The following is a 25477-nucleotide window of genomic DNA, read 5'->3' as shown; positions in this document are numbered from 1 at the left end:
GCCCGCGCAACACGAACGATGGGGAATCCGATGCGTCACGTAGCCAAATTGATGGTGGTTTCGGCCTTTACGGCCCTGATGTCGACCACCGCCGCCTTCGCGCAGACGCCGAAGGACACGATCGTGATGGCCAAGCAGATCGACGACATCATCACGCTCGACCCGGCCGAGGCTTTCGAGTTCTCGGGCGTCGAGGTCGGCGCTAACGTCTACGACAAGCTCATCAACATCGACATTTCCAAGAACAACGAGCTGATTCCGGATCTCGCCGAGAGCTGGACCGTCAGCCCCGACAACCTGACCTACACCTTCAAGCTGCGCAAAGGCGTCAAGTTCCACTCGGGCAACCCGATGACGGCCGCCGACGTGGTCTACTCCTTCCAGCGCGCGGTTACGCTCAACAAGTCGCCGGGCTTCATCCTGCGCCAGTTCGGTTTCGTTGCCGAGAACGTGCTCGACAAGGTCAAGGCCGTCGACGAGAACACCGTCCAGATCACGGTCTCGAAGCCCTACGCGCCGACCTTCTTCTATAACTGCCTGACCTCCGGCGTCGCCGCCATCGTCGACTCGAAGCTGGTCAAGGCCAATGAGAAGGACGGCGACTGGGGCAATGGTTGGCTCAAGCTGAACTCGGCCGGCTCGGGTGCTTTCAAGGTCCGCAGCTATCGCCCGAACGAGCAGTACACGCTCGACGCCAACGAGAGCTGGTACAAGGGCGCGCCGAAGAGCAAGCGCATCGTCGTACGCCATGTCGCCGAGCCGGCCTCGCAGCGCCTGCTCGTCGAGAAGGGCGACGTCGACATCGCCCGCAACCTCTCGAAGGACCAGCTCGCAGCGGTCAAGAACAACAAGGACCTTGAGATCGTCCAGGGCGACAAGGGCTATATCCTCTATATGGGCCTGAACCAGAAGAACCCGAACCTCGCCAAGCCCGAGGTCCGCGAGGCGCTGAAGCTCCTGGTCGATTACGCCTCGATCGAGAAGAACATCCTTGAGGGCACCTACAAGCACCATGAGTCGTTCCTGCCGCAGGGCTTCCTCGGCGCGATCTCGGACAAGCCCTACCAGCTCAACGTCGCCAAGGCGAAGGAGCTGCTCGCCAAGGCTGGTCTCAGCAACGGCTTCACCGTCACCATGGACACCCGCTCGATCTCCCCGATCACCGATATCGCGCAGGCGATCCAGGCGACCTGGGCCCAGGCCGGCGTCAAGCTCGAGATCGTCCCCGGTGACGGCAAGCAGACGCTGACCAAGTACCGCGCCCGCACCCACGACATCTATATCGGCCAGTGGGGCCCGGACTATCTCGACCCGCACACGAATGCCGAGACCTTCGCCATCAACGAGGATAACGGTGAGGATGCGAAGTCGAAGACGCTGGCCTGGCGCAATGCCTGGAACATCCCGGAGATGACCAAGGTCACGCAGGGCGCCGTGCTGGAAGCCGATGCTGGCAAGCGCAAGACCACCTATGAAGGTCTGCAGCGCGACCACCAGAAGGTCTCGCCCTTCGTCATCATGTTCCAGCAGATCGAGGTCTCGGCCGAGCGCAAGAACGTGAAGGGCTGGGTCATCGGACCGAGCTCCGACACCAACCGCTACTCCACCATCGTCAAGAACTGAGCCTTCTGGCTCAGGAGCCCGCCGCGATTCCGAAAGGTCGCGGCGGGCTTCCTTTCATGCTCATCCCGGACATGGTCTGGATTCTGGCGCGGCGTGAAACGCCTGCGGCGATCCCCGGCGCTCCGACGAAAAACACTGGAAATGGAGGCGGGTCATGACAGCCGTGACGCAAGCTCCCACAGGCAAGGCCGCCGCGCCGGGCAGGCTGCGGCGCTGGGGCCGCGCGCTCTCGCGCGAGTTGACGACCGTGGTCATCACCATGTTCGGCCTGCTGCTGGTCACCTTCTTCATCGCCCGCGTCATTCCGATCGACCCGGTGCTAGCCGTCGTCGGCGACAACGCCCGGCCTGAAACCTATGAGGCGGCGCGCATCGAGCTCGGCCTCGACAAGCCGCTCTGGCAGCAATTCGCCATCTATATCGGCAAGGTCTTCACCGGGAATCTCGGCACCTCCGTGCTGACCTCCAACCCGGTCGTCGAGGACATCAAGCGCGTCTTCCCGGCGACGCTTGAACTCGCGACTTTGGGCACGCTGATCGGCGTGCTCATCGGCGTCCCGCTCGGCATCGTCGCCGCCGTCAACCAGGGCCGCTGGCAGGATCAGGTCGCCCGCGTCGTCGGCCTCGTCGGTTATTCCGTCCCGGTCTTCTGGATCGGCCTGATGGCGCTCCTGCTGTTCTACGCCAAGCTCGGCTGGGTCTCCGGGCCCGGGCGCATCTCGGTCGTCTGGCAGGACATCGTCACCACCCGCACCGGCGTCATCATGATCGACGCCGCGCTGGAGGGTGAATGGGAGGCGTTCTGGGACGCCCTCTCGCATCTGATCCTGCCGGCTCTGGTGCTCGGCCTGCTCTCGGTGGCCTATATCAGCCGCATGACCCGCAGCTTCATGATCACCGAGCTGCAGCAGCAATATGTCATCGCCGCCCGCGTGAAGGGCGTCTCCGAGACCGCCGTGATCTGGCGCCACGCGCTGCGCAATGCCGCCGTGCCGCTCTTCACCGTGATCGCGCTCTCCTACATGCACCTGCTGGAGGGCTCGGTGCTGACCGAGACGATCTTCGCCTGGCCCGGCCTCGGCCGCTATCTCACCAATGCGCTGCTCAACGCCGACATGAATGCGGTGCTCGGTGGGACGCTGGTGGTCGGCGTCGTCTTCATCGGGGTCAATCTCCTGACCGACATCATCGGCCGCCTGGCCGATCCGCGCGTGCGTTGAGGAGACGGACATGAGCGACACTTCCTCTCCCGGCCTGCACGCCTGGCTGATCAGCGACTCGCCTGAGTCACGCCGACAGGCCCGTCTCGGCCAGCTTTACCGGCAATGGCTTGCCTTCAAGCGCAACCCGATGGCGGTGGCGGGCCTCGCCATCATCGTCCTGCTGCTGCTGATCGCCGCCTTCGCGCCCCTGATCGCGCCCTTCGACCCGATCGCGCAGGCGCTCGACAAGCGGCTGCTGCCGCCGTCGACGACCAACTGGTTCGGCACCGACGCGCTCGGCCGCGACATCTTCAGCCGCATCGTCTACGGCACGCGCATCACGCTGGTGATCGTGCTGCTGGTCGTGGTCACCGTCGGCCCCTTCGGCCTGCTGATCGGCGCGATCTCCGGCTATTACGGTGGTTGGGTCGATCGTCTGCTGATGCGCATCACCGACGTCTTCCTGGCCTTCCCGCGCCTCGTGCTGGCGCTGGCCTTCGTCGCGGCGCTCGGCCCCGGCATCGTCAACGCCATCATCGCCATCGCGATCACGACCTGGCCGCCCTATGCCCGCGTCGCCCGCGCCGAGACGATGGTGATCCGCAACCAGGATTATATCGCCGCGATGCGCCTGCAGGGCGCCTCGCAGGCGCGCATCATCTGGAAGCATGTCGTGCCGATGTGCATGTCCTCGCTGATCGTGCGCACCACCTTCGACATGGCCGGCATCATCCTGACCGCCGCCGGCCTCGGCTTCCTCGGCCTCGGCGCGCAGCCGCCGATGCCGGAATGGGGCGCGATGATCTCGGCCGGCCGCGAGCAGATCTTCGACCAGTGGTGGGTCGCGACCTTCCCCGGCGTGGCGATCTGCATCGTCGCGCTCGGGTTCAATCTGCTCGGCGACGGGCTCCGCGACGTCATGGATGCGAGGTAAGTCGATGACGAGCGAACAGCCTCTTCTTGAAGTCGACAATCTCAAGGTCGACTTCCACACGCCGACCGGGATCGTCCGGGCCGTGCGCGGCCTCTCCTTCACGCTGGGCCGCGAGCGGCTCGGCATCGTCGGCGAGTCCGGCTCGGGCAAGTCGATGACCGGCCGCGCCATCCTCGACCTGATCCCGCATCCGGGCGTCGTCAGCGCCGACCGTATGCGCTTCCGTGGTCAGGACCTGACGGCCATGGACAAGGGCGCACGCCGCAAGCTGCGCGGCCGCCATATCTCCATGGTGATGCAGGACCCGAAATTCTCGCTGAACCCGGTCGAGACCGTGGGCAGCCAGATCGCCGAGGCCTATCGCATCCACCGCAAGGCCGGCGTCCGCGAGGCGCGCGAGCGCAGCCTCGCCATGCTGGAGCAGGTCCAGATCCGCGAGCCTGCGCGCGTCTACGATCTCTACCCGCACGAGGTTTCGGGCGGCATGGGCCAGCGCGTCATGATCGCGATGATGCTGATCGCCGAGCCCGAAGTCCTGATCGCCGACGAGCCGACCTCGGCGCTCGACGTCACCGTCCAGCTCCAGATCCTCAAGATCCTCGACGACCTCGTCACCGAGCGCGGCATGGGGCTGATCTTCATCAGCCACGACCTGCATCTGGTGCAGTCCTTCTGCGACCGCGTCATCGTCATGTATGGCGGCAAGGTCATGGAGACGCTGCCGGCGGCCGAGCTCGCCGATCCGGCGGCGCGCAGCCGCCGCCATCCCTATACGCTCGGCCTGCTAGAATGCCTACCGGACCTCGACCATCCCCGGGCGAAGCTCGCCACCCTCAACCGTGACCCGGCGTGGCTGGCATGACGAACACAGCGATCTCCGTCGACAAGCTCAACGTCTCCTTCGGCGACTCCCATGTCGTGAAGGACCTCTCCTTCGACGTCCGCAGGGGCGAGAGCTACGGCCTCGTCGGCGAGTCCGGTTCGGGCAAGTCGACCGTGCTGCGCGTGCTCTCCGGCCTCAACCGGGAATGGAGCGGCAATGTCACGATCGAGGGCGTCGTGCAGCCCAAGGTCCGCGACAAGACCTTCTATCGCAACGTCCAGATGGTCTTCCAGGACCCCTATGGCTCGCTGCACCCCAAGAAGACGGTCGACGACACGCTGGCCGAGCCGCTCGCCATCCACGGCCTCGACAACGCTGAGGCCCGCATCGGCAAGGCGCTCACGGATGTCGGCCTGCCCGCCTCGTTCCGCTTCCGCTATCCGCACCAGCTCTCGGGCGGCCAGCGCCAGCGCGTCGCGATCGCCCGTGCGCTGGTGCTCGAACCCTCGATCCTGCTCCTGGACGAGCCGACCTCGGCGCTCGACGTCTCGATCCAGGCGGAGGTGCTGAACCTGCTCGCGGCGCTCAGGCAGGAGCGCAAGCTGACCTATATCCTCGTCAGCCACGATCTCTCGGTCGTCGGCCATATGTGCGAGCGCCTGCTGGTCATGCAGTTCGGCCGCGCGGTCGAGGAGATGACGGTCGAGACGCTGGCCGCGCGTCAGCCGCAGACGGCCTATGCCCAGCAGTTGCTGACCGCGAGCGCGGGCTTCCGGCGCGCGGGCTGAACGACGAGGGGATCGGCCCTGCGCCGTCCCCTCTTTGCAGCGCGGCAAAACCGTCCCACTCTGGCCGCAGCCTTTCGGTACAGTGTATCCCGGTTGGCCGCTCCGTCATTGCGAGCGTAGCGAAGCAATCCAGGGGACTGGGTTGAACGGCTGCGGCCCAGTCCCCTGGATTGCTTCGTCGCTTGCGCTTCTCGCAATGACGGGCACCGCATTGCGAACCGGCACCGCCTGACGGAGTTGTGAGACCTATGGACGCCATCGTGGACAACGCGCTTCGGCCCGAGACCATTCCCGAGCGGACGCCGGTCCCGCCCTTCGATCTCGTGATCTTCGGCGCGAGCGGCGATCTCGCGCTGCGCAAGCTCTTTCCGGCGCTCGCCCAACGCAACCGCGAGGGCGTCCTGCCTGGCGAGAGCCGCATCCTCGCCATCGTCCGCAAGGAAGAGGATGTCGAGGGCCTGCCGAAGCAGATCGCCAAGCGCCTTGACGAGGAGGGCATCCCGAAGGATCAGGTCGAGCCCTTCCTGCGCCGCCTGACCATGGTGATGCTCGATGCGGTGAAGCCCGAGACCTATGGCGCGCTGAAGCAGGCCTTGGGAGAGAGCGAGCGCGTCCGCTCCTTCTACCTCTCGACCCCGCCCGATCTCTTCATTCCGATCTGCGAGAATCTCGCCAAGGCCGAGATCCTGACGCCGACCTCGCGCGTCATCCTGGAGAAGCCGCTTGGCCGCGACCTCGCCTCGGCGCGGGCGATCAACGATGCCGTCGCCCGTATCCTGCCGGAAAGCCGCACCTACCGGATCGACCATTATCTCGGCAAGGAGACGGTGCAGAACCTGCTCGTCCTGCGCTTCGCCAACACGCTGTTCGAGCGCTCCTGGTCGAGCCGCGACATCGACCATGTCCAGATCACCGTGGCCGAGACGGTCGGGCTGGAGCAGCGCGCCGGCTATTACGACAAGTCCGGGCATATGCGCGACATGGTCCAGAACCATCTCATGCAATTGCTGACCCTCTTCGCCATCGAGCCGCCGAACATGCTGGAGGCCGGTGCCGTCCGCGAGGAGAAGATCAAGGTGCTGAAGGCCCTGCGCCCCATCGTCGGGCCGGATGTCCAGCGCTACACGGTGCGCGGCCAGTACGGCGCCGGGCAGATCGACGGCCAGCGCGTGCGCGGCTATTCCGAGGAACTCGGCCACGGCTCGAACACCGAGACCTTCGTCGCCATCCGCTGCGAGGTCGACAACTGGCGCTGGGCCGGCGTGCCGATCTATCTGCGCACCGGCAAGCGCATGGCGCAGCGCTATTCCGAGATCGCCGTCACCTTCAAGCCGGTGCCGCATTCGATCTTCGGCGGCGGCTCCTGCGACCGGCTCGACGCCAACCGCCTCTTCATCCGCCTGCAGCCGAACGACGGTGTCCAGCTCCAGTTGATGATGAAGGTGCCGGGCTCCGGCCGGCTCAAGATCGTGCCGCGCCAGCTCGACCTGCGCTATTCCACCGCCTTCGACGAGCGCACGCCCGACGCCTATGAGCGCCTGCTGACCGACGTCATCCGCGGCGACCAGACGCTGTTCATGCACCGCGACGAGGTCGAGCAGGCCTGGACCTGGGTCGATCCGATCATCGCCGGCTGGCAGGACTACTATCCGCATCCGCATCGCTACGCCGCCGGCTCCTGGGGGCCGTCGCAGGCGATCGGCCTGATCGAGCGCGACGGCCGCTCCTGGGCCGATCCGGATCTGGTCTGATGGCCGGCCCGCTCGCCTGGCACCGCTTCGCCACACTCGCCGATGCATCGGAGGCTCTGGCGGAGGCAGTCGCGGTCCGGCTGAAGGAGCTGCTTGCGGGGCAGGGCAGGGCGCTTCTCGCCGTGCCCGGCGGCACGACTCCGGCGGGCTTCCTCGCCGCGCTCGGCCGGCATGATCTGGCCTGGGAACAGGTCACGCTGCTGCCGACCGACGAGCGTTTCGTCGCGGCCGACGATGCCGCCTCGAACGAGCGCATGATCCGGGCGCAGTTCGCGCCGCTGATCGCGGGGCGTGCGAGCTTCCTGTCCTTCCACGAGCATGGCAGCGATATCGAGGCCGCCGCCGCTCTGCTCGGCGCGAAGCTCGCGGAACTGCCGCCTATCGACCTGCTCGTCAGCGGCATGGGCGCGGACGGGCATGTCGCCTCGCTCTTCCCGGGCGCGGAGGCGACGTTTAACGCCGTGCCTGACAGCGGCATCGTCGTCGCCCGCCCACCGGGGTTGCCGCCGCGCCTGTCGCTCTCGCCCGCCCGCCTGCTCGGTGCCGGCTGGGCGAGCCTGCTCGTCTCCGGCGCCGTCAAGGAGGCGGTGCTCAAGGCCGCTCCAGGGCGCGCACAGCAGCCGCTGCCGGTCGATCTTCTGCTCGGCAGCGCGCGAGGGCTCGACGTCTACTGGGCGAAGGAGTAGAGCCGGATTTCCTGCTCAAATCGATTGAAAGACGAGACCATGGACGAGACTGCCGCGATTGCCCGGTTGAAGAGCTGCGGCGTGATCCCCGTCGTGGTGATCGAGGACGCCTCGCGCGCCGTCGATCTCGCTCATGCATTGGTTGCCGGTGGTATCGATGTCGTCGAGGTCACGCTGCGCCGCCCGGCCGCGATGGAAGCCCTCGCGGCCATCGCGAAATCGGTGCCGAAGGCTTTGGCGGTTGCCGGTACCGTCGTGACACCGGCCCAGGCCCAGCAGGTCAAGGATGCCGGCGCGCAGGCTGTGGTCAGCCCCGGCTTCAGCGAGAGCGTCGACGAGGCCCTGCGCAAGGCGGGCCTGCCCTGGCTGCCGGGCGTGGCGACCGCTTCGGATTGCATGCGCGCCGTTGCGGCTGGCCGCACCACCGCGAAATTCTTCCCGGCCGAGCAGGCCGGCGGCCCGCCGGCCTTGAAGGCGCTGTCCGGCCCGTTCCCGCAAATGACCTTCTGCCCGACCGGCGGTGTAGGCCTCAAGAATCTCGGTGATTATCTCGCCTTGCCGCAGGTCATCTGCGTCGGTGGCTCGTGGCTGGTCCCGGCCGATGCGATCGCCGCGGGTGACTGGAAGCGGATCGAGACGCTGGCGCGCGAGGCGAAGGAGGCGTTCCAGAAGGCGCGGGCGTAAGGGCGGGAAAAGAAGGGTGTCATCCCGTGCGCGCTGCAGCGTGTAACGCTGCTGCGCAGACACGGGACCGCGTGACGAGAAGGTGCCTCTTCCTGAGGACGGTCCCGCATCTGCGCAGCAGCACTACGTGCCGCAGCGCGTGCGGGATGACACCTTTACGCCGCAGGCTTCTCAAGAGCTTTCCTATGAGGCCCGCCGCCGGGTCATCCCGTGCGCGCTGCAGCGTGTAACGCTGCTGCGCAGACACGGGACCGCGTGACGAGAAGGCGCCTTTTCCTGATGACGGTCCCGCATCTGCGCAGCAGCACTGCGTGCCGCAGCGCGTGCGGGAAGACACCCTTCACGCCGCGAGCTTCTCCCGTACTATCTCCGCAATCGCGAGCGAGCTTGTGAGTCCCGGACTCTCGATGCCAAGCAGGTTGACCAGTTCCGCCACCCCATGCACCTCCGGCCCGTCGATGCGGAAATCCGGCATCGGCTCGGTCGGCCCGTGCAGCTTCGGCCGGATGCCGGCATAGTCCGCGACCAGCGCAGCATCCGGCAGTCCCGGCCAGTACGTCCGGATCGCCGCGTAGAATTTCTTCGCCCGCGCCGGATCGACGACCAGGTCCTGGTCGCTCTCGACCCATTCGACATCAGGCCCGAACTTCACCCGCCCGCCCATGTCGATCGTGGCGTGGATGCCCAGCCCCGCCGCCTCCGGCACGGGATAGACCAGATGGCTGAAGGGCTGCTTGCCCGTCAGCGCGAAATAATTGCCCTTGGCATAGTGCTGCACCGGCACATGCGCGGCCGGGAAGCCGTCGAGCAGGCCGAGCAGCTTCGGCGCGCCATGGCCGGCCGAATTGACCACGGTCCGAACGCTATAGGTCGCCGGATCGTCGCCGCCGAAATCGACGCTGAAGCCTTCCGCTTCGCGGCGCCAGCCGGTGATCGGCGTGTTCAGCGCAAGCGAACCGCCGGCCGCTTCGCATTCGCCGAGCAGCGACAGCATCAGCGCATGGCTGTCGACGACGCCCGTCTCGGGCGAGAGCAGCGCGATCTCGCAGCGCACCTCCGGCTCCATTGCCTTGGCCTCGGCGCCGGAGAGCCAGCGCAGCGTGTCGACGCCGGACGCCTTGGCGCGGGTCATGATCGTCTCCAGCGCCGGCTTCTGGGCTTCCGAGGTGGCGACGATCAGCTTGCCGCAAGCCTTGTGCGGCAGACTGCGCTCTTGCAGGTAGCGATAGAGCAGCTCACGGCCCGCGACACAGACGCGGGCCTTCAGGGAGCCGGGCGGATAATAGATCCCGGCATGGATGACCTCGGAATTGCGCGCCGAGGTCTGGGTGCCGATGCCCTCGGCAGCCTCGGCGATGACGACCTCGCGTCCGGCCAGCGCCAGCTCGCGGGCAACCGCGAGGCCGACGACGCCGGCCCCGATCACCAGACAATCGATGTCGCTCATCGCCTCAGCCGTCAACCGCGCTGCGGCATGGCGATCTCGATGAGGCTCGCCCAGTAGTTCACGCCCACCGGGATCGCCGCATCGTTGAACTCGTAGGCTGGGTTATGCAGGCCTGCCGAGTCGCCGTTGCCGATATTGATGAAGGCGCCGGGACGCTCCTCCAGCATGTAGGAGAAGTCTTCCGAGCCCATGGTCGGCGGCACCTCGGTGTTGATTGCATCCGAGCCGAAGGCCTCCTTCGTCACGCTGGTGGCGAAATCGGTCTGGCCGGAATGGTTGAAGGTCACCGGATAGCCGCGGCGATAATTGAGCTGGTACTTCATGCCGAAGGCCTTCATCACGCCCTCGACGATCTCGGTGATGCGCTTCTCGGCGAGATCGCGGGTCTCCGGCGTCAGCGTGCGCACCGAGCCCTTGATCTCCGCGGTCTGCGGAATGACGTTGAAGGCCTCGCCGGCATTGAGCGCCGTCACCGAGACGACGATCGAGTCGAGCGGGTCGGCATTGCGCGAGGCAACCGTCTGCAGCGCGGTCACGAGCGCGCAGGACGCGACGATCGGGTCGTTGACGCGATGCGGCGCGGCCGCATGGCCGCCGAGGCCCTCGATCTTGATGTGGAGCTGGTCGGCCGCGGCCATCGCAGGACCCTTGCGGATCTCGAACTTGCCGACCGGCACGCCCGGCTTGTTGTGCATGCCGTAGACTTCCTGGATGCCGAAGCGGGTGATCAGACCGTCGTCGATCATCGCCTTGGCGCCGGCGCCGCCCTCTTCGGCCGGCTGGAAGATCAGCACGGCGGTGCCGTCGAAGTCGCGGGTCTCGGTCAGGTATTTGGCGGCGCCGAGCAGCATGGCGGTATGGCCGTCATGGCCGCAGGCATGCATCTTGCCGGGCACGGTCGAGCGGTGCGGGAGATTGGTCTCCTCGTGGATCGGCAGCGCGTCCATGTCGGCCCGCATGGCGATGACCCGGCCGGAATCCTGGCCCTTGCCCTTGATGACGCCGACGACGCCGGTCTGGCCGACGCCGGTGGCGACTTCATCGACGCCCCATTCGCGCAGCTTGTCGGCGACGAGGCCGGCGGTCCGATGGACGTCGTACATCAGCTCGGGGTGGCGATGGATGTCGCGGCGGATCGCGGTGATTTCCGGGGTGAGCGCCGCGATGATGTCGGTCTTGGGCATCGTATCCTCTGAGATGGAATGGGGCGACCGCGCAGAAAGCGGGTGCCGTCGCACAGGCTAGCCCAGCCGCGCCCTGCCTGTCCAAGCCGGTGGCGCGCAGGGGATGGGCCTCGGCGGAATGGCGGGCGGGCGCGAAGGCCGATCCACCGGGGCATCCCGTGCGCGCTGCGGCATTCCATGCCGCTGCGCAGACACGGGACCGTTCTCAGGAAAGGGTGCCTTTTTGAGAGGCTGCGCGTAGAGGCGCCTCCTCGTCATGCGGTCCCGTGTCTGCGGAGCACCGCTGCGCGCTGCACCGCGCACGGGATGACAGCTCCCTTTCCCGGCGCCGTTCCAGGCCACCAGCCAGGGGGCATTGACGGCATGACCAAGAGCCATGAGCGATCTGGGTAGCGTTAGTACAATAACTCGAAAATGCACCAGCCACGATTTGGCCTTGCTTCACGATTAGAGACAGCGGCATCCGTTCGGGCCATCGAGCTTATCTGGCCTGATCCTTTCCAATTCCCCATTACATGTTTGGTAGATGATGCGTCGCTTGTCGTTGCTTGCGTTACTATGCGGTTTCTTGCCTGCTGCTGCCATGGCCGATGGTACGCCCGAGAAAATATCCTTTCAGCCGCAGGTCAAAGGCCTCGGTTGCCTGAAGCCCGAAACCAAGGCGATGATCGCCGAACTCGTCGCGAAGATCGGTCCGATCCAGATCACCTCGACCTGCGGCGGCCGCCATGCCCGGAACTCGCAGCACTACAGCGGCCGGGCGATCGATTTCCGGCCGATGGCGACGTCGTCGCGCAAGGCCGCGGCCGCGGCGCGCGCGATCGACAATGTCGGCGGTGTCGGCACTTATTCCAACGGTCTGGTCCATGCCGATGTCGGCCAGCGCGAGGCATCCTGGTACGGCCACAAGCGCAGCCGTTACGCCTCCGCCAGCAAGCGCAGCCGTTATGCGAGGCTCGCCCGCAACAGCAACTGACGAAACCCGCGCGCTCTCTAGCGGGGCGCGGTCGTGAGCCTGTGCCGATAGACCAGATCATTCGGATCGGGTCTGTCGGCCACGAGATCGCGGACCGCGCCGAGCCGCTCCGCCACGGCGACCGAGGCTGCGTTGTCCGGCGCGATATAACTCACCAGTTCGGAGACCTCGAGTGCCTGCGCGGCCCAGTCGCGTAAGGAGCGGGCGGCCTCGGTGGCGTAACCCTGCCCCTCGTTGCCCTCGTAGAGCAGCCAGCCCAGCTCCTTCTCCGGGAAGAGCGGGCCGTGGCTGATGCCGACCTGGCCGATGCAGAGGCCGTCCGTGCGCCGGTCGATCATCAGCCCGCCATGGCCGAACAAGCTCCAGCAGGCGATGTCATGGCAGAACAGGCCCCAGGCTTGTTTTCGTGACAGTGGCCCGCCGAACCCGCCGGAGCGGGGCGAGGCCAGGAGGGCGGCATAGGCTGGAAAATCCGCCTCTGTCATGGGGCGCAGCGCGAGGCGCTGCGTTTGCAGCGTCGGGATCGATCGGTCGTTCATGGCCGGTTCCGGAATGGCAGCGGGATCGGCGTCAGACGCCGAAGCTCGTGCGCCAGCTCGCGATATCCTCGAGCGCGACATTCGAGCCGCAGAGTACGAGGCAGACGCGCTCGCCCTGCTGGAAGCTGTCCTTGCGCGCCAACGCGGCGGCGACCACGCAGGCCGCTGCCGGCTCCAGCAGCACCCGCCCGTTCTGGAGCACCCAGACGAGCTCGCGGACGGCGTCCGCGTCGGGCACCACGATGATGTCCTCGAGGAACTGCCGTGCCGCTGCCATGGTGCGCTTCGTCGCGAAAGGAGCGCCGAGCGTGCGGGCGATCGAGGTCGGGCGGATCGCGACAGGTTCGCCGGCCGCCAGCGCCTGCGTCATCGTTGTGGCGCCCTCGGTCTCGACGCCGTGCAGGCGCACGGCCGGATCAAGGCCCTTGAGCGCCGTGCCGACACCGGCCGAAAAGCCGCCGCCGCCGACCGAGATGAAGACATGGTCGAGCCGTCCGCCAGCGTCGGCCGCCAGTTCAAGGCCGAGCGTGCCGTGCCCGGCGATGATGGCCGGGTCGTCATAGGAATGGACATGCGTCATGCCTTGCGTGGCATAATCCTCTGCCTTGGCGAAGGCGGCGAGGGAACCCTCGCAGAGCTCGACTTGCCCGCCGGCCTCTTCCGTCAGACGGATATTCAGCGCCGGCGTCGCCTTCGGCATCAGCACCAGCGCCCGCGTCCCGACGGCCTTCGCAACGAGCGACACGGCGATGGCATGGTTTCCGCCGGAGACGGTGACGACACCGCGCTTCAGTTCGACCTCGCCCAGCCCCATCAGCTTGTTGTAGCAGCCGCGAACCTTGAAGGAGCCTCCGAGCTGCAGGCTCTCGACCTTCACCCAGGTCTCGACGCCAAGCCGCGCCGAAAGCCCCGCGCTGTAGTAGGTCGGCGTGCGGCGGACCTTGCCGGCAATGCGCGCCGCGGCGGCCTGGACGTCGGCAAGGGTGACGTCGAATGCGGTGACGTCGAATGTCATGGGGCTCTGGTCCTCTGCCGGGGCGATTCCGATCCGGCGGCACGAGAGCGCGGCGGATGCCCGCCCGTCAAGCGTCGACGAACCCCGTGAGGGCGTGGCTGAAAGCTGCCGTCAGGGAGCGGGCGGCGGGCTCGCCTTCGGTCGCGTATGGTTGACCGGGCGCGTCGGCAGCGGCACGGCGGGCCGGTCGGTGCGATACTGGCCCCGCGCGATGGCGCCGAACAGCAGCATCACGGCGGTCAGCGTCATCAGCCACCACGGCAGCAGCGGCGCGAAGCCGAAGACGCTGAGCGCGAAGGCGGTGGTGAAGGCGGCGACGCCGCCGGCGGCGAGCGCCCCGGTCATGCGGCCGGCAGCGCGGATCGCGAAATAGAGGCAGGCGGCCGCGGCAGCAGCGCCGACCAGCCCGAGCTCATACCAGGTTTCGAACAGCAGCGTCGCCGGAGCGGGCTGCGGCAAGGTCCCGCTCATCTGCCCGCGGACCACGGTGTCGAGGCCGTGCCCGGTGATCAGCTCGATCGGCGATTGCCGGATCACGTCGGCCCAGATCGACAGCATCTGCGCGAAATCATCGGCGCTGTCGGGCAGGATCGTGACGAGCGGCGCCATCAGGAAGGGCAGGACCGGCGCGAACAGCATCAGCCCGGCGACGATCGCCGCGATGATCTGCGCCGCGCGCTCGGGGTTGGCCGTGACCGCGCCGAAGGCGACGGCGCCGAAGATCATCGCCAGAGTCTCGCCATCCTCGAACCGCGTCAGCGCCAGCAGCGTCACGACGAGCGCCAGCCCGAGCGCGCTGAGACCGCGTTCGCGCGACAGCAGCCAGGCCAGCGCCGGCCAGGCCATGATCAGAATGATCGAAACGCCGCGCTCGACGGCGCCGGGCGGCGTCTCGGCATGGCGCAGCGCCGCGACCGCGATCAGCCCGAGCGCGAAAATGCCGGCGCTGCCGGTACCCAGCGCGACGAGGTTGAGGTTCGAGGAGCGCATCCGCTCGGGCAGGGCGGAAAGGCCGACGAAGCCGAGCACGGCTGCGAGCAGCAGATTGGCGGCCTTCTCGGCGGCCGCTGCCGGGAACGGACTCCAGACCAGCGACAGGAAGGCCCATCCGATCAGGCCGATCAGGATCAGGCCGGGGCGGCTGACCAGAAGCGCCCGGAGCATGCCCACGAATCTGCGGGGGTCCTCGATCAGGGTCGCGATGATCAGCAGCACGACGCCGATCGGCACCAGCACGACGGCGGCCCGGCGTGAGACCAGCGCGGCCAGCGGCAGGACGAGCGCCAGCGTGCCGAAGCCGATGCGCCGCAGCAGCAGCGCGGCATCGGTGGCCGGGTCGAGCGGAGCTTGGGCGTTGTTGCGGATCATGCGTTCCGGCGGGTCCTGACAGCCTCTCGGCCTGCCCGGCCGCCCGGGATGAGCCGCCGTCACCCTAGCGGGCGCAAGCGCCCGCGACTGTAGGTGCGGCGCAACACTGTCGCGACATCTCTCCGGCGGGATCGCGGGGGGCGTGGCATCGTCGCCTCTGGTCGAGCGGCGGCGTTCGTGAGAGAAACCGGCATGACCATGCTGGCAGCCATCCCCTTTGCGAGCGGCTTTCCGATCGATGTCTTCATGCACGGCCTCGTCGGCCGGCTGAAGCGGCAGGGCCTGCGCCTCGGCGGCGTGGTCCAGCATAACGATGCCACCTGCGACGACCGCTGCATGGCGATGTCGCTGGAGGACGTCGCCAGCGGCCGGCGCTTCCCGATCAGCCAGGATCTCGGCGCCGGCGCCTCGGGCTGCCATCTCGATGCGGCCGGATTGGCCGCCGCCGCCGTTGCCTTCTCCGATGCACTGGCCGGAGGCGTCGATCTCGTGATCGTCAACCGCTTCGGCAAGCAGGAGGCTTTGGGCGAGGGCCTGCGCCAGGAGATCGCCGGCGCGCTGCTCGCCGGCTTGCCGCTCCTGATCGCCGTGCGCAGCGATTTCCTGCCCGCCTGGCGCGCATTCGCCGGCGACGACTGGCTCGAACTGCCGCCCGACGAGGAGGCCGTCGAGCACTGGGCGCAGGCAGTGACGGCCGTCGCGGCCTGAGGCCCGTGGGGTGATCTTCCCGGGCAGGGTGTCGGAATGACAGGGCGCGCGGAAACGCCGACCATCGGCCTGATCCTTGCGGGCGGCCTCGCCCGGCGGATGGGCGGCGGCGACAAGGCGCTGAAGCCGCTCGCCGGCCGGCCGATCCTTGCTCATGTCGTCGATCGCCTGCGCGGCCAATGCGATGGGCTCCTGCTCAATGCCAACGGCGATCCGGCTCGTCTGGCCGCATTCGGCCTGCCGGTCGTCGCCGATACGGTGCCGGATTTCGCCGGACCGCTCGCAGGTGTTCTGGCCGGGCTCGACTGGATCGCCGCGCATCGGCCGCAAACCTTTTGGCTGCTGAGCGTCGCGGCCGATACGCCCTTCATTCCGGGTGATCTCGCTGCACGATTGCATCATGTGCGCGTTGCCGCCGGCACGCCGCTCGCCTGCGCTGCCTCGGCTGGGCGGCAACACCACGCCATCGGTCTCTGGCCGGTCGCGTTGCGGGAGGATCTGCGCGAGGCATTGGCCGCGGGCGAGCGCAGGCTCGGCCGCTGGGCGCAAGGTCATGGCGTTGCCGTTGCCGAGTGGCCGGCAGAGCCGATCGATCCCTTCTTCAACGTCAACACGCCGGAGGACCTCGCCGAAGCTGAGCGCCTCGCGACGGGCGCGAACTGACGGCGCCTATCCCTCCAGCAGCGCCTTCAGCGTCGCGAGATCGCGGCTGACCATGGCGGCATCGCGCGCCATCTCGTCGTCTGACATGCCGTCGCGCTGGAACAGCGTGAAGACGAGCTCCGCCCCGTCGCCATTGGCAACGACCCGCATCGGATTGTGCATGGCCGGGCCGTGCTCGGGGATGACGGCATGGTCGAGCACGCCATGATTGTTCGGCTCGCTGAACAGGATGCGCATCGGCCCCATCGGCGTCTCGGCGCGCCAGGTCATGCCCTCGACCGGCACGAAGCTGTGGCCGAGGCCCTCGGCCCAGCGCGGGAAGTTCACGGGGTCGGCGAGGAAGGCGTAGACCTCCTCGACCGGGCGATCGATACCGATCCCGATATGGCGGGCACGATGGACGGCCATGTCTTTCGTCCTTTTCACATCAAAACGCGGGTCATCCCGGCCGAAGCGAAACGAAGAGCCGGGATCCACGCCTGAACCTTTGCCGGAAGCACTCCGGCATGGATCCCGGATCGGCGCCGCCATAGGCGGCTTGTCCGGGATGACCGCGCGGTTCCACGCAAAGTCGATAAATGATGAGAACAAAATAGGAACATTTATGGCGGCCTGTCAAGCCGCCCGTGCCGCGGTGCCGCTTTACTCGATCACGATGCGCGGCGCTGCCCGGACCGCGCCCCCGAGGCTGGCCTGCACCTGCCGCGCCAGCGCGACATAGGCCTTGGCATGGGCGCTCGACGGATCGCTCGCGACGATCGGCCGGCCGCCGTCCGAGGTCTCGCGGATCGGCATGGCCAGCGGGATCTCGCCGAGGAAGGGGATGCCGAGCCGCTCGGCCTCGTGACGGGCGCCGCCATGGGCGAAGATGTCGGAGCGATGTCCGCAGGCCGGGCAGGTGAAATAGCTCATGTTCTCGACGAGGCCGAGGATCGGCACCGCGACCTTCCTGAACATGGCGACGCCGCGGCGTGCGTCGAGCAAGGCGAGGTCCTGCGGCGTCGAGACGATGACGGCGCCGGCGAGCGGCACCTGCTGGGCCATGGTGAGCTGGGCGTCGCCGGTGCCCGGCGGCATGTCGACGACCAGCACGTCGAGCTCGCCCCAGGCGACCTCGCGCAGCATCTGGGTGATCGCCGAGATCACCATCGGCCCGCGCCATATCATCGGTGTTTCCTCATCGACGAGGAAACCGATCGACATCACCTTGAGGCCATAGGCTTCCATCGGCGCGAGCGTCCGGCCCGAGACGATCTGTGGCTTGCCGGTGATGCCGAAGATCTTCGGCATGGACGGCCCGTAGATGTCGGAATCGAGCACGCCGACCTTGAGGCCGAGCGTCGCGAGCGCCACCGCGAGATTGGCTGCGGTCGTCGACTTGCCGACGCCGCCCTTGCCGCTGGCCACCGCGATGATCTGCTTCACACCCGGCACGCCGGCAGGCTTCGGCGCGCCGCCCGGTCCGGGGCGCTGCGCCTGCTGGCGCGCCTGCATGCCGGCGGAGGGGGCGGCCTTGTCGGCGGTCAGCCCCACCAGAACCTGCGTCACGCCCGGCAGGCCGCCGACGGCGCTCTCGGCCGCCTTGCGCACCGGCTCCATCGCTGCGGCTTCCGTCGCGTCGATGCCGATGGCGAAGATCACCTTGCCGCCATCGACGAGGATGTCGCCGATGCGGCCGGAGGCGGCGAGGGATTGCCCGCTCGCCGGCAGCTTCACCAGTTCGAGCGCCCGCAGGACATCGGCTTGGGAGACGGTCACGTCGTTGGACTCCGTTGGCTGGTCTGTCGCGGCTAAGCCGCCTTGCGGATATGGAAGACGAGGGCGCCGTCCGCATCCCCCTGTTGCTCGATGATGTCGCCGGTTTCGCGGACGAGATTCGGCAGGTCGATGGCGGCCATTGGATCCGTGCAGTGCACGATGAGCAAGCTGCCGGCCGGTGCGGCAATCAGCGCCTTGCGCACGCGCAGCACCGGGAGCGGGCATTTCAGGCCGCGCAGGTCGAGCGGAATGGTGTCCAGGGTCGTGCCCGTCGTCGTCATGCTGCTTCATAGGACGGCAGTTCGGGAGCGGGCAACCGCCGCCGTGCCGCAGGGTGCTTGACCCCGTCTGCGGTGGCGACGATGAAGAATGATCGATCGGGAGGAAACGGGCGGCGATGCGCTCAGGCAGCCGAAGCAGGCGGGGACCGTGATGGCGCGGCTGGGCGGTGGCCGGACCGATTCCGGGCTCGTCACGCTTGATGCAGCGGCGGCCGATGCGGCCTCGCGCGTGCATCCGGTCGCCGGCACGGTCGAACTGCCGCTCGCCGAGGCCGACGGTCGTGTGCTGGCGCAAGCGCTGATCGCGCCGCGCGATCTCCCGCCCTTCGCCAATTCCGCGGTGGATGGCTATGCCATCCGCTTCGCCGATCTCGCGGCTGGAGCGGCGACCAGCGTGCCGGTGCTGGGCAGGACGATGGCCGGTGAGGTCCCCGCGAGATTGGAGAGAGGCGCCTGGCGCATCTTTACCGGCGCTCCGGTTCCCGCGGGCGCCGATACCATCGTGATGCAGGAGGATGTCGTCGCAAGCGATGGCGCGGTTATCCTGCCGGCGGGAATCAAGCGCGGCGCCAATCTGCGCCTGGCGGGCGAGGATGTCGCGCGCGGGCGGGAGGTGCTGCCGGCCGGCCGGCGCCTGCGCCCGCAGGATCTCGGGCTGCTGGCGGCGCTCGGGCTGGCTGACGTCACCGCGCGCCGCCGCCCGCGCGTCGCGCTGTTTTCCACCGGCGATGAACTCATCGAGCCCGGCCAGCCGCTTGGCCCCGGCGCGATCTACGACGCCAACCGGGCGATGTTGCGCGCGATGCTGACGCGTGCCGGTGCCGAGGTCGCCGATCTCGGCATCCTGCGCGACGAGGCAACGGGCCTCGAGCGGCGGCTGCGCGAGGCGGCGGCCGATTGCGATCTCGTCATCACCTCCGGCGGCGTCTCGGTCGGCGAGGCCGATCATGTCAGGGATGCTGTGCTCGCTTGCGGCGCGCTCGATCTCTGGCGGGTCGCGATCAAGCCGGGCAAGCCGATCGCGATCGGCAGCGTCGCCGGGACGCCCTTCGTCGGACTACCCGGCAATCCCGTCGCGGTCTTCGTCGGCTTCGCCTTCGTCGCCCGCCCGCTACTGGCCCGGCTCGCTGGCGAAACCTATGCTCCACCGACAGCCCGGCCGGTCCGGTTGGGCTTCGCCTGTGCCAGGAAGTCGGGCCGTCGCGAGTTCCTGCGGGTGTCGCTGGAGCAGGATGCCGAAGGCGGGATCATCGCGCGCAAGCATCCCGGCGAGGGAGCCGGCTCGCTCGCCTCGCTCGCGCAATCCGATGGGCTTGTCGTGTTGGCCGAGGACGTCGCGCGGGTCGAGGTGGGCGATTCTGCGCCCTTCCTGCCCTATGCGGAATTGCTCTAGAGCATTTTCGAGCGAAGTGGACACCGGTTCGCGTGAAGAAAATGCTATAAAACAAATACCTAGAGTAATTTCATGATTCGAAGAATTACGAAATTACTCTAGTCGCGCCGGAAGATCACGCTCGCCCCCCAGCCGAGGAACAGCGCCAGCAGCACCGTGGCAAGACCGTACAGGACGGCCCAGTCATAGGCGCCCTGAGCCAAGCGTTGCTCGATGCCGGTCTTGATCACCTCGAAATTGGTCTGCTGGCGCGCCAGCGGAACGCCGCCGGAATAGAGCACGATGTCGACGGTGTAGGAGCCGGTCGGGGCTGTCGCGGGGATGTCGACGGGCGCGCTGAACAGCGCGCTCGACAGGAAGGTGACGCCGCGCTCCTCGTAGCCGTAGAGGTCCTTGCTCTGCATGATCCGGACAAGGCTTTCGCGGAAGCGCCGCGCGCCGGGATCGAGATCGACCCAGCTGCCGGAGGGCCGTTCGGCATTGACGAGGCCGATCCGGTCGCGCTGCGCCGTCTCGTTGCTCATCATCTCTGCGATCGGCCGGTTGGTGGCGACATGCAGGAACACCGGGTTCTCGGGAAAGCGCCGTTGCGTCCGGTTGATCCAGATCGGGCCGAACTGCTCCTTTTCGCGCACCAGCAGCATGCGCCTGGGGCCGCGCACCGTGACGATGATGTCGTAGGGATCGCCGCGCGCGACCGTCCGTCCATCGCGCTCGACCAGTCCGAACACGGTGAGCTGGCTGCCGGTATAGTTCGAGGTGATCTGGATCTGGTGGCTCGACATCGCCGCGATCAGTGTTTCGGCGCGGGCGGCGCCGGTTGCGATACCGATCGCGAGAGCGGCGAGGAGTGCGGCGAGCCACCTCATCGTCCGCTCTCCGGCACGACCACCGAGAAGGGCTCGCTCGGCGGGATGAACAGCTCGATGGCGAAGCGCAGACCGACCGACAGGATCAGCAGCGCCAGCAGCAGGCGGAAGGATTCGACATTGAGGTTGCGCGCCGCCCGCCCGCCGAACTGCGCGCCGATCACGCCGCCGACCAGCAGCAGCACGGCCAGCACGATATCGACCGACTGGTTGGTGACGGCGTGGAGCACGGTCGCGCCGGTCATCGTCACCAGGATCTGGAACAGCGAGGTGCCGACCACCACGGCCGGCGGAATCCGGAAGAAGTAGATCAGGCCGGGCACGAGAATGAAGCCGCCGCCGACGCCGAGGACCGCGCCGATGAAGCCGATCACGATGGCGAGCAGGGCGATCGGGATCACGCTGCAATAGAGGCCTGAGCGATAGAAGCGCTGGCGGAAGGGCAGGCCCATCCACCAGGGATGCATGCCGCCGCGCCGCTTCAGCCGGGCCGGCTTGCCGGCCCGGACGCGCAGCATCGCGCGCAGCGCGTCGTAGAGCATCAGCCCGCCGATGATCGAGAACAGCGTGACATAGGACAGCGTGATGACGAGCTCGAGCTGGCCGAGCCGGCGCATGGCGTTGAAGAACAGCACGCCGAGCACGGTGCCGAGGATGCCGCCGCTGACCAGCACGCCGCCGAGCTTGAGGTCCAGCGCCTTGCGCCGGAGATAGGTGAGGACGCCGGTCATCGAGGAGCCCGCGACCTGCGCCGCGACCGTCGCGACGGCGACCGCCGGCGGGATGTCGAGGAAGATCAGCAGCGGCGTCAGCAGGAAGCCGCCGCCGACGCCGAATAGGCCGGAGATGAAGCCCACCGCGCCACTCAGGCCGAGAACCATCAGGACGCTGATCGGCAGCTCGGCGATCGGCAGGTAAATCTGCACGCTTACCCCTCGCAAGGCTGGCGCATGGACATGGACCTGCGCCTGATGGGTCCCAGACTACGCTGTCCGGGTTAAGACGAATTTCCGAAAGGAAAAGGCGGGCCGCTTCCGGCCCGCCTCAGGAAACGATCGTTCTTCCTGCCGCGTCAACACGTCGAAAGCATGACGTTGCGCAACGCGGCTCAGGTCCGGGACGGTTTGCCGGGCTTCGGCGCCGCTGCGGTCGGCTGGGGGTCCCAGCCCTTGGCGGGTGGCGTCACCTCGTTCGAGGCGGCGTCGAGCGTCTTGGGCTTCCAGCTCGCCGCCAGCCCCTTGGCCGCGGCGAGGTCCTCCGGCTTCAGGCGCTGGGCCACCTCGTCGCGCTTGCGGCCGGCATCCTCGTCGCCCTGGCCGGCCGCGACCGAGAACCAGAGGAAGGACTGGGCGAGATCGGTCGGGGCGCCGAGGCCGCGTCCGAGCAGAACGGCGAGATTGTACTGGCTGTCGCGGACGCCGAGCTCGGCGGCGCGGCGGAACCATTCGGTGGCCATGGCATAGTCCGGCTTGCCGGAAGCGCCTTCGGCATGGAGCACCGCGAGGTTATGCATGGCCTTGGCGTTGCCGCGCTCGGCGGCGCGTTGGTACCAGATCCGGGCGAGCGACAGGTCGCGCTGCGTGCCGATGCCCTTCTCGAACATGTTGCCGACGCGGAACTGGGCAGGCGCGAGGCCGGCGACCGCCGCACGCTCGAACAGGCGCAGCGCCAGCTTCGGGTCGCGCTGGTTGGCCGGGCCGTCGGCGGCCTTGGTCGCCAGCTCGTAGACGGCACGGGCATCGCCGTCCTGAGCCGCCTTGCGCAGGCCGGCACTGCCGAACCCGGCCGGCAGGTCGCCGATCCCGGTGACGAGCTGGGTCTGCTCGGCCGGTGCCGGCGGAGCCGCTTCAGTGGCTGCCGGAGTGGCGGGCGCGGCCGAAGCGGTGATGGATCGCTCGGGCGCGGCGTTGCTGGCGGGGGGCTGCGCATCCTGCGGGGCGGTGGGCAGCGCCGAGGACTGGTCCTTGGCGGGAGCCTGTGCCGGCGCGGCCGGTGCCTCGGGCTGGGCGGCGGGCGGCGTGATCAGGCTGCGCGCTTCGCTGTTGGCGGTCTTGGCGCCGCCGCCGCGCAACTGGGTCGTCACGAGATGTGCGGTGCCCATGGCGAGGATCAGCGCGGCGAGGCCGAGCAACAGGGGGCGCTTGCGCTTCTCCAGAATCTCCTTGAGGCGGCCGGGGCTCTTCGCCGACGGCTCCACGGCGGGCGAGGGCGTCGCGGCGGCGGCTTCGCTCGCGGCCTTGGCCGAGCGCCGCGCGGCGGCGATCAGGCTCTGGCGGACCGATTGCGGGTCCTGCGCACCGCCGATCGCAGTCTCGGGGCGCGGGCGTCCGGAGCCGGGCTCCAGCGGGATGTCGAAGGCCGTGCTCGCCGGCAAGGTCGGCTCGGTGCGGGCGGGCTCGCTTGCCGGAGCGCCGAAGCGGTCCTGCGCGGCGGCGCCGAGCGAGATGTTCGAGCCGTCGCGAGCCGGAACGGGATTGGAGCGGACGACGCCATCCCCGGAGCGCATCGCTGCGGCCAGCCCGTTCGTCTGGGGGCGCCGCTCGCCCTGCAATTCGGCTTCGAGGCTCGCGAGTCGCGACATGATCGCCTCGAGCGAGCCGTGGACGGCGCCGAGCGCGTTCCGCGTCTGGCTGTCGGACGAGACATGGGTGTCGCGCAGGCCCGTGACCAGGCTCGACAATTCGGCGATGCCCTGGCCGGACGCCGTGCTGGCGGCCTGAGTGAGAGCGGCGCGTTCGGCCGCCGTTTCCTCGCGCATGGTGCGCAGGTGCACGACGAGATCCTGCAGCGTGCGCTCCATGCCGTTTTCGGCGGAACGGGTCGCGGACGCCTCGTCGAGACGGCTGGCGATGCCGGAGATCTGCCGTTCGAGGGCATCGAAGGATTCGGCGTTCGCGCCGGGCGCGCCGGCCTCGTCGATCTTATCGGCGAGGTGGCGCAGCATCTGCTCGATCGGGTTGAGGTCGACCGAAGCCGGGCCCTCTCCGACCATCCGGGTCAGTTGGCTCGAGGCCGCGAGGCTCTCGATCCGGCCGGAAAGAGCCTCGATCTGCCGGGTGACGGCCGACGGCCCCTGTTCGGCCAGGACCTCGATCTGCTGCTGCAGCGAGTCGATGCGGCTGGCGAGGTAGTCGCTCTGCCGCGTCCCATGGGCCTCGTCGAGCTTCTGGGAGGCGATCGCGTCGAACTTGTGCGAGAGGGCGTCGATCTGGGTGCCCAGCGACGTCAGCAGGCTGGCGCCGGGGAAGTCGCCGCGCTGCGACAGTACGGCGCCGCGCACGTCGTCGATCGCGCTCGCCAGGCTGCGCAACTCGCTCATGTCGGGCTGGACGTCGCGCAGCCGGCCGATCTCGAAACCGAGCGTGGCGACCTGCTGGGAGAGGTCGTCGAGCTTGTGGTCCTGCGCGCCGGCGCCGAGCAGGTCGCGCAGTTCCGCGATGTCGCGCCGGACAGGGTCGAGATTGCTGACCTGGCCGCCGCGGGTCGCGAGCGCATCGACCTTGGCGGCGAGATGCGCGATTTCGAGCTGGAAGCGCTGATAGCTCTCGCCTGCCCGGTCCTGCGACAGCCGCGAGACTTCCGCCTCGATGCGGGTGAGGGGCTTGAGCAGGGGTTCGAACTGGTCGCGCCGATCGAGCCGGTCGAGGCGATCGGCCAGGAGACCGATCTTGGCCTCGATGGCGCTGGTGTCGACACGCACCGGGGCGGCAGGCCGCTGCGGTTGCGGCGGGCGGCGGCCGTCATAGGAGAGGCGCGAGCCGATCTCGCGCAAATCCTCGCGCAAGGCCGAGATGCGCTCGGGCGCGACCGCAGTCGGGCGGGCGGCCACGGCCTCGTCGGTATCGAGGAAGCGCTGGCGCGTGCGGATATCGGTGACGGCGGCGGCCAGCCCCTCGCGGCTGAAGGCGAGGCGGGGCGCCTGCTCGGCGCGGACCTGCTGGGCCTCGAGATCGCGGCGCTCGATCTCGGCGATGCGCTCGCCCATCGTCTTGATCGCGTCGGCGATGACGTTGGTGGCGCGCTCCTGCCGCTCGGCGGAGCCGCGCTCGCTCGACGACAGGCGGTCCTCGGTCTTCTCGATCCAGCGGGTGATCGAATCCAGCGCGCCAGCGGTCCGGGCATTGGCTTCGCGGGTCATGCTTTCGAGCGCGGCCGCCTGGCCGACGAGGCTGTCGATAGCCTCGCGTGACGGGGCTGGGGTGGGAGGGGCCTGACGCGGCGCTGTGTCGGTCCGGCCCTGTGACAGGCGGGCCAGCCGCTCGGACAGCGCGGCTATGTCGAGCTGCTCCGGTGCGGACGGAGCAGGGCCCACGTCGCTCTCGTCGCGAATCTTGTGGTCGAGCCATTCGCCCAGCGTCATGCCCGCCCGGCGGGCTGCCGCCTTTGCCGCATCGCGCGTCCGGGGATCGACGCCCTTCACGCTCCAGGGCAAGCTATTGGCCATGATCTCGCTCGCCTAAGGGGACCTTGTCTGCGGCAAGCGAGGCCCCCTGATGCCGTCGCCTTCCGCGCGAACCTCGGCTGATCGTGAAGATACCGTTGACGAAGCCACGAGGCCGATGCGCGTTCCCGACATTTGGCCGGCATGGTAAACAGCAGGTTAATAACCGGGGTCCCGATCGTTAATTTTCTCCGAATGCCCCATGGGAGGACGCCTTTCCGGGGCATGTAACGGTAACTTACCCCGCCAGGGCGACGTATTACCTGACGCTGCGGGAGGACCTTGCCTATCACTTGGGTATCGGTCGATGCCGTCAGAAGGTCGGCGATTCGATCCCATCGCAAG

General features: G+C 68.2%; 23 protein-coding genes. 12 read left to right on the top strand and 11 right to left on the bottom strand.

What is annotated here, in order from left to right:
- The first annotated feature begins 18 nt into the window (after nucleotides 1-18).
- From AC6RIC_RS21155 to eda, 8 genes are all read left to right on the top strand, one after another.
- On the top strand, nucleotides 19-1623 hold the full coding sequence (locus AC6RIC_RS21155) for an ABC transporter substrate-binding protein (RefSeq protein ID WP_499733791.1): 1605 nt from the start codon (nucleotides 19-21) through the stop codon (nucleotides 1621-1623).
- Between the two features lie 163 nt (nucleotides 1624-1786).
- Nucleotides 1787-2842 carry an ABC transporter permease gene (locus tag AC6RIC_RS21150; protein ID WP_454659036.1) on the top strand — a complete coding sequence of 352 codons (1056 nt, stop codon included), beginning with the start codon at nucleotides 1787-1789 and terminating at the stop codon, nucleotides 2840-2842.
- Between the two features lie 10 nt (nucleotides 2843-2852).
- Complete coding sequence (gene nikC, locus AC6RIC_RS21145) at nucleotides 2853-3758, top strand: nickel transporter permease (RefSeq protein ID WP_499733790.1); 906 nt, start codon at nucleotides 2853-2855, stop codon at nucleotides 3756-3758.
- A 4-nt stretch (nucleotides 3759-3762) separates the two neighbouring features.
- Complete coding sequence (locus tag AC6RIC_RS21140) at nucleotides 3763-4620, top strand: ABC transporter ATP-binding protein (protein ID WP_499733789.1); 858 nt, start codon at nucleotides 3763-3765, stop codon at nucleotides 4618-4620.
- Nucleotides 4617-5369 carry an ABC transporter ATP-binding protein gene (locus AC6RIC_RS21135; protein ID WP_499733788.1) on the top strand — a complete coding sequence of 251 codons (753 nt, stop codon included), beginning with the start codon at nucleotides 4617-4619 and terminating at the stop codon, nucleotides 5367-5369. Before AC6RIC_RS21140 ends, AC6RIC_RS21135 begins: the two co-directional genes overlap by 4 nt.
- Before the next feature lie 248 nt (nucleotides 5370-5617).
- The gene (zwf, locus tag AC6RIC_RS21130) at nucleotides 5618-7120 is read left to right on the top strand and encodes a glucose-6-phosphate dehydrogenase (RefSeq protein ID WP_499733787.1); all 1503 of its coding nucleotides are present in this window, start codon (nucleotides 5618-5620) and stop codon (nucleotides 7118-7120) included.
- Nucleotides 7120-7806 (top strand): 6-phosphogluconolactonase, encoded by a 687-nt coding sequence (locus tag AC6RIC_RS21125; RefSeq protein WP_499733786.1) that lies wholly within the window; start codon nucleotides 7120-7122, stop codon nucleotides 7804-7806. The genes zwf and AC6RIC_RS21125 overlap by 1 nt, the downstream gene beginning before the upstream one ends.
- 39 nt (nucleotides 7807-7845) lie before the next feature.
- Entirely contained in the window at nucleotides 7846-8490 is a 645-nt protein-coding gene (gene eda / locus AC6RIC_RS21120; RefSeq protein ID WP_499733785.1) for a bifunctional 4-hydroxy-2-oxoglutarate aldolase/2-dehydro-3-deoxy-phosphogluconate aldolase, read from the top strand.
- Between the two features lie 340 nt (nucleotides 8491-8830).
- Here the strand turns inward: eda and AC6RIC_RS21115 are convergent, their stop codons facing one another.
- Both AC6RIC_RS21115 and AC6RIC_RS21110 read right to left on the bottom strand, forming a co-directional pair.
- On the bottom strand, nucleotides 8831-9937 hold the full coding sequence (locus tag AC6RIC_RS21115) for an NAD(P)/FAD-dependent oxidoreductase (protein WP_499733784.1): 1107 nt from the start codon (nucleotides 9935-9937) through the stop codon (nucleotides 8831-8833).
- 11 nt (nucleotides 9938-9948) lie between these two features.
- Nucleotides 9949-11121 carry a M20 aminoacylase family protein gene (locus AC6RIC_RS21110; RefSeq protein ID WP_499733783.1) on the bottom strand — a complete coding sequence of 391 codons (1173 nt, stop codon included), beginning with the start codon at nucleotides 11119-11121 and terminating at the stop codon, nucleotides 9949-9951.
- 583 nt (nucleotides 11122-11704) lie between these two features.
- Between AC6RIC_RS21110 and AC6RIC_RS21105 the strand changes: the two genes are divergently transcribed.
- The gene (locus tag AC6RIC_RS21105) at nucleotides 11705-12097 is read left to right on the top strand and encodes a hypothetical protein (protein ID WP_488847500.1); all 393 of its coding nucleotides are present in this window, start codon (nucleotides 11705-11707) and stop codon (nucleotides 12095-12097) included.
- 17 nt (nucleotides 12098-12114) lie between these two features.
- Here AC6RIC_RS21105 and AC6RIC_RS21100 read toward each other — a convergent pair whose 3' ends face one another.
- The 3 genes from AC6RIC_RS21100 to AC6RIC_RS21090 all read right to left on the bottom strand — a co-directional run bounded on the left by AC6RIC_RS21100 (nucleotide 12115) and on the right by AC6RIC_RS21090 (nucleotide 15019).
- Nucleotides 12115-12636, bottom strand: coding sequence for a GNAT family N-acetyltransferase (locus AC6RIC_RS21100; protein WP_499733782.1), 522 nt, complete (start codon nucleotides 12634-12636; stop codon nucleotides 12115-12117).
- Between the two features lie 31 nt (nucleotides 12637-12667).
- Entirely contained in the window at nucleotides 12668-13651 is a 984-nt protein-coding gene (locus AC6RIC_RS21095) for a threonine ammonia-lyase (RefSeq protein WP_499733781.1), read from the bottom strand.
- 111 nt (nucleotides 13652-13762) lie between these two features.
- Complete coding sequence (locus tag AC6RIC_RS21090; RefSeq protein ID WP_499733780.1) at nucleotides 13763-15019, bottom strand: peptide ABC transporter permease; 1257 nt, start codon at nucleotides 15017-15019, stop codon at nucleotides 13763-13765.
- A 192-nt stretch (nucleotides 15020-15211) separates the two neighbouring features.
- On the opposite strand from AC6RIC_RS21090, the gene AC6RIC_RS21085 reads away from it, so the two are divergent.
- On the top strand, nucleotides 15212-15727 hold the full coding sequence (locus tag AC6RIC_RS21085; RefSeq protein ID WP_499733779.1) for a DUF2478 domain-containing protein: 516 nt from the start codon (nucleotides 15212-15214) through the stop codon (nucleotides 15725-15727).
- A gap of 36 nt (nucleotides 15728-15763) precedes the next feature.
- Nucleotides 15764-16390: a molybdenum cofactor guanylyltransferase MobA gene (mobA, locus tag AC6RIC_RS21080; protein WP_499733778.1), complete on the top strand. Its 627-nt coding sequence runs from the start codon at nucleotides 15764-15766 to the stop codon at nucleotides 16388-16390.
- Between the two features lie 6 nt (nucleotides 16391-16396).
- On the opposite strand, the gene AC6RIC_RS21075 is transcribed toward mobA, so the two are convergent.
- The 3 genes from AC6RIC_RS21075 to AC6RIC_RS21065 all read right to left on the bottom strand — a co-directional run bounded on the left by AC6RIC_RS21075 (nucleotide 16397) and on the right by AC6RIC_RS21065 (nucleotide 18429).
- Nucleotides 16397-16798 (bottom strand): SRPBCC family protein, encoded by a 402-nt coding sequence (locus tag AC6RIC_RS21075; RefSeq protein ID WP_499733777.1) that lies wholly within the window; start codon nucleotides 16796-16798, stop codon nucleotides 16397-16399.
- A 234-nt stretch (nucleotides 16799-17032) separates the two neighbouring features.
- Complete coding sequence (locus tag AC6RIC_RS21070; RefSeq protein WP_499733776.1) at nucleotides 17033-18148, bottom strand: Mrp/NBP35 family ATP-binding protein; 1116 nt, start codon at nucleotides 18146-18148, stop codon at nucleotides 17033-17035.
- Nucleotides 18149-18180: 32 nt separating this feature from the next.
- The gene (locus AC6RIC_RS21065; protein ID WP_454657969.1) at nucleotides 18181-18429 is read right to left on the bottom strand and encodes a sulfurtransferase TusA family protein; all 249 of its coding nucleotides are present in this window, start codon (nucleotides 18427-18429) and stop codon (nucleotides 18181-18183) included.
- 151 nt (nucleotides 18430-18580) lie between these two features.
- Here AC6RIC_RS21065 and AC6RIC_RS21060 point away from each other — a divergent pair, with 151 nt between their 5' ends.
- Nucleotides 18581-19822 carry a molybdopterin molybdotransferase MoeA gene (locus tag AC6RIC_RS21060; RefSeq protein WP_499736638.1) on the top strand — a complete coding sequence of 414 codons (1242 nt, stop codon included), beginning with the start codon at nucleotides 18581-18583 and terminating at the stop codon, nucleotides 19820-19822.
- Nucleotides 19823-19920: 98 nt separating this feature from the next.
- Here the strand turns inward: AC6RIC_RS21060 and AC6RIC_RS21055 are convergent, their stop codons facing one another.
- From AC6RIC_RS21055 to AC6RIC_RS21045, 3 genes are all read right to left on the bottom strand, one after another.
- Complete coding sequence (locus AC6RIC_RS21055; protein WP_499733775.1) at nucleotides 19921-20691, bottom strand: TIGR02186 family protein; 771 nt, start codon at nucleotides 20689-20691, stop codon at nucleotides 19921-19923.
- Nucleotides 20688-21617, bottom strand: coding sequence for a sulfite exporter TauE/SafE family protein (locus AC6RIC_RS21050; RefSeq protein WP_454657967.1), 930 nt, complete (start codon nucleotides 21615-21617; stop codon nucleotides 20688-20690). The genes AC6RIC_RS21055 and AC6RIC_RS21050 overlap by 4 nt, the downstream gene beginning before the upstream one ends.
- Before the next feature lie 182 nt (nucleotides 21618-21799).
- Nucleotides 21800-25135 carry a hypothetical protein gene (locus AC6RIC_RS21045; RefSeq protein ID WP_499733774.1) on the bottom strand — a complete coding sequence of 1112 codons (3336 nt, stop codon included), beginning with the start codon at nucleotides 25133-25135 and terminating at the stop codon, nucleotides 21800-21802.
- Nucleotides 25136-25477 lie beyond the last annotated feature (342 nt).

Source organism: Allobosea sp. TBD101 (assembly GCF_059817965.1).
The sequence above is the reverse complement of the archived record's forward strand: the minus strand, read 5'-3'. Positions and strand labels throughout refer to the sequence as shown.

Bases quoted from the DNA above. Each gene is read 5' to 3' on its own strand.
- nikC (WP_499733790.1), top strand. From the start codon at position 2,853: ATGAGCGACACTTCCTCTCCCGGCCTGCACGCCTGGCTGATCAGCGAC.
- AC6RIC_RS21045 (WP_499733774.1), bottom strand. From the start codon at position 25,135: ATGGCCAATAGCTTGCCCTGGAGCGTGAAGGGCGTCGATCCCCGGACG.
- AC6RIC_RS21100 (WP_499733782.1), bottom strand. From the start codon at position 12,636: ATGAACGACCGATCGATCCCGACGCTGCAAACGCAGCGCCTCGCGCTG.
- mobA (WP_499733778.1), top strand. From the start codon at position 15,764: ATGACAGGGCGCGCGGAAACGCCGACCATCGGCCTGATCCTTGCGGGC.
- AC6RIC_RS21090 (WP_499733780.1), bottom strand. From the start codon at position 15,019: ATGATCCGCAACAACGCCCAAGCTCCGCTCGACCCGGCCACCGATGCC.
- AC6RIC_RS21115 (WP_499733784.1), bottom strand. From the start codon at position 9,937: ATGAGCGACATCGATTGTCTGGTGATCGGGGCCGGCGTCGTCGGCCTC.
- AC6RIC_RS21075 (WP_499733777.1), bottom strand. From the start codon at position 16,798: ATGGCCGTCCATCGTGCCCGCCATATCGGGATCGGTATCGATCGCCCG.
- AC6RIC_RS21105 (WP_488847500.1), top strand. From the start codon at position 11,705: ATGGCCGATGGTACGCCCGAGAAAATATCCTTTCAGCCGCAGGTCAAA.
- AC6RIC_RS21055 (WP_499733775.1), bottom strand. From the start codon at position 20,691: ATGAGGTGGCTCGCCGCACTCCTCGCCGCTCTCGCGATCGGTATCGCA.
- AC6RIC_RS21065 (WP_454657969.1), bottom strand. From the start codon at position 18,429: ATGACGACGACGGGCACGACCCTGGACACCATTCCGCTCGACCTGCGC.
- AC6RIC_RS21085 (WP_499733779.1), top strand. From the start codon at position 15,212: ATGACCATGCTGGCAGCCATCCCCTTTGCGAGCGGCTTTCCGATCGAT.
- AC6RIC_RS21135 (WP_499733788.1), top strand. From the start codon at position 4,617: ATGACGAACACAGCGATCTCCGTCGACAAGCTCAACGTCTCCTTCGGC.
- AC6RIC_RS21110 (WP_499733783.1), bottom strand. From the start codon at position 11,121: ATGCCCAAGACCGACATCATCGCGGCGCTCACCCCGGAAATCACCGCG.
- AC6RIC_RS21125 (WP_499733786.1), top strand. From the start codon at position 7,120: ATGGCCGGCCCGCTCGCCTGGCACCGCTTCGCCACACTCGCCGATGCA.
- eda (WP_499733785.1), top strand. From the start codon at position 7,846: ATGGACGAGACTGCCGCGATTGCCCGGTTGAAGAGCTGCGGCGTGATC.
- zwf (WP_499733787.1), top strand. From the start codon at position 5,618: ATGGACGCCATCGTGGACAACGCGCTTCGGCCCGAGACCATTCCCGAG.
- AC6RIC_RS21060 (WP_499736638.1), top strand. From the start codon at position 18,581: ATGGCGCGGCTGGGCGGTGGCCGGACCGATTCCGGGCTCGTCACGCTT.
- AC6RIC_RS21140 (WP_499733789.1), top strand. From the start codon at position 3,763: ATGACGAGCGAACAGCCTCTTCTTGAAGTCGACAATCTCAAGGTCGAC.
- AC6RIC_RS21155 (WP_499733791.1), top strand. From the start codon at position 19: ATGGGGAATCCGATGCGTCACGTAGCCAAATTGATGGTGGTTTCGGCC.
- AC6RIC_RS21095 (WP_499733781.1), bottom strand. From the start codon at position 13,651: ATGACATTCGACGTCACCGCATTCGACGTCACCCTTGCCGACGTCCAG.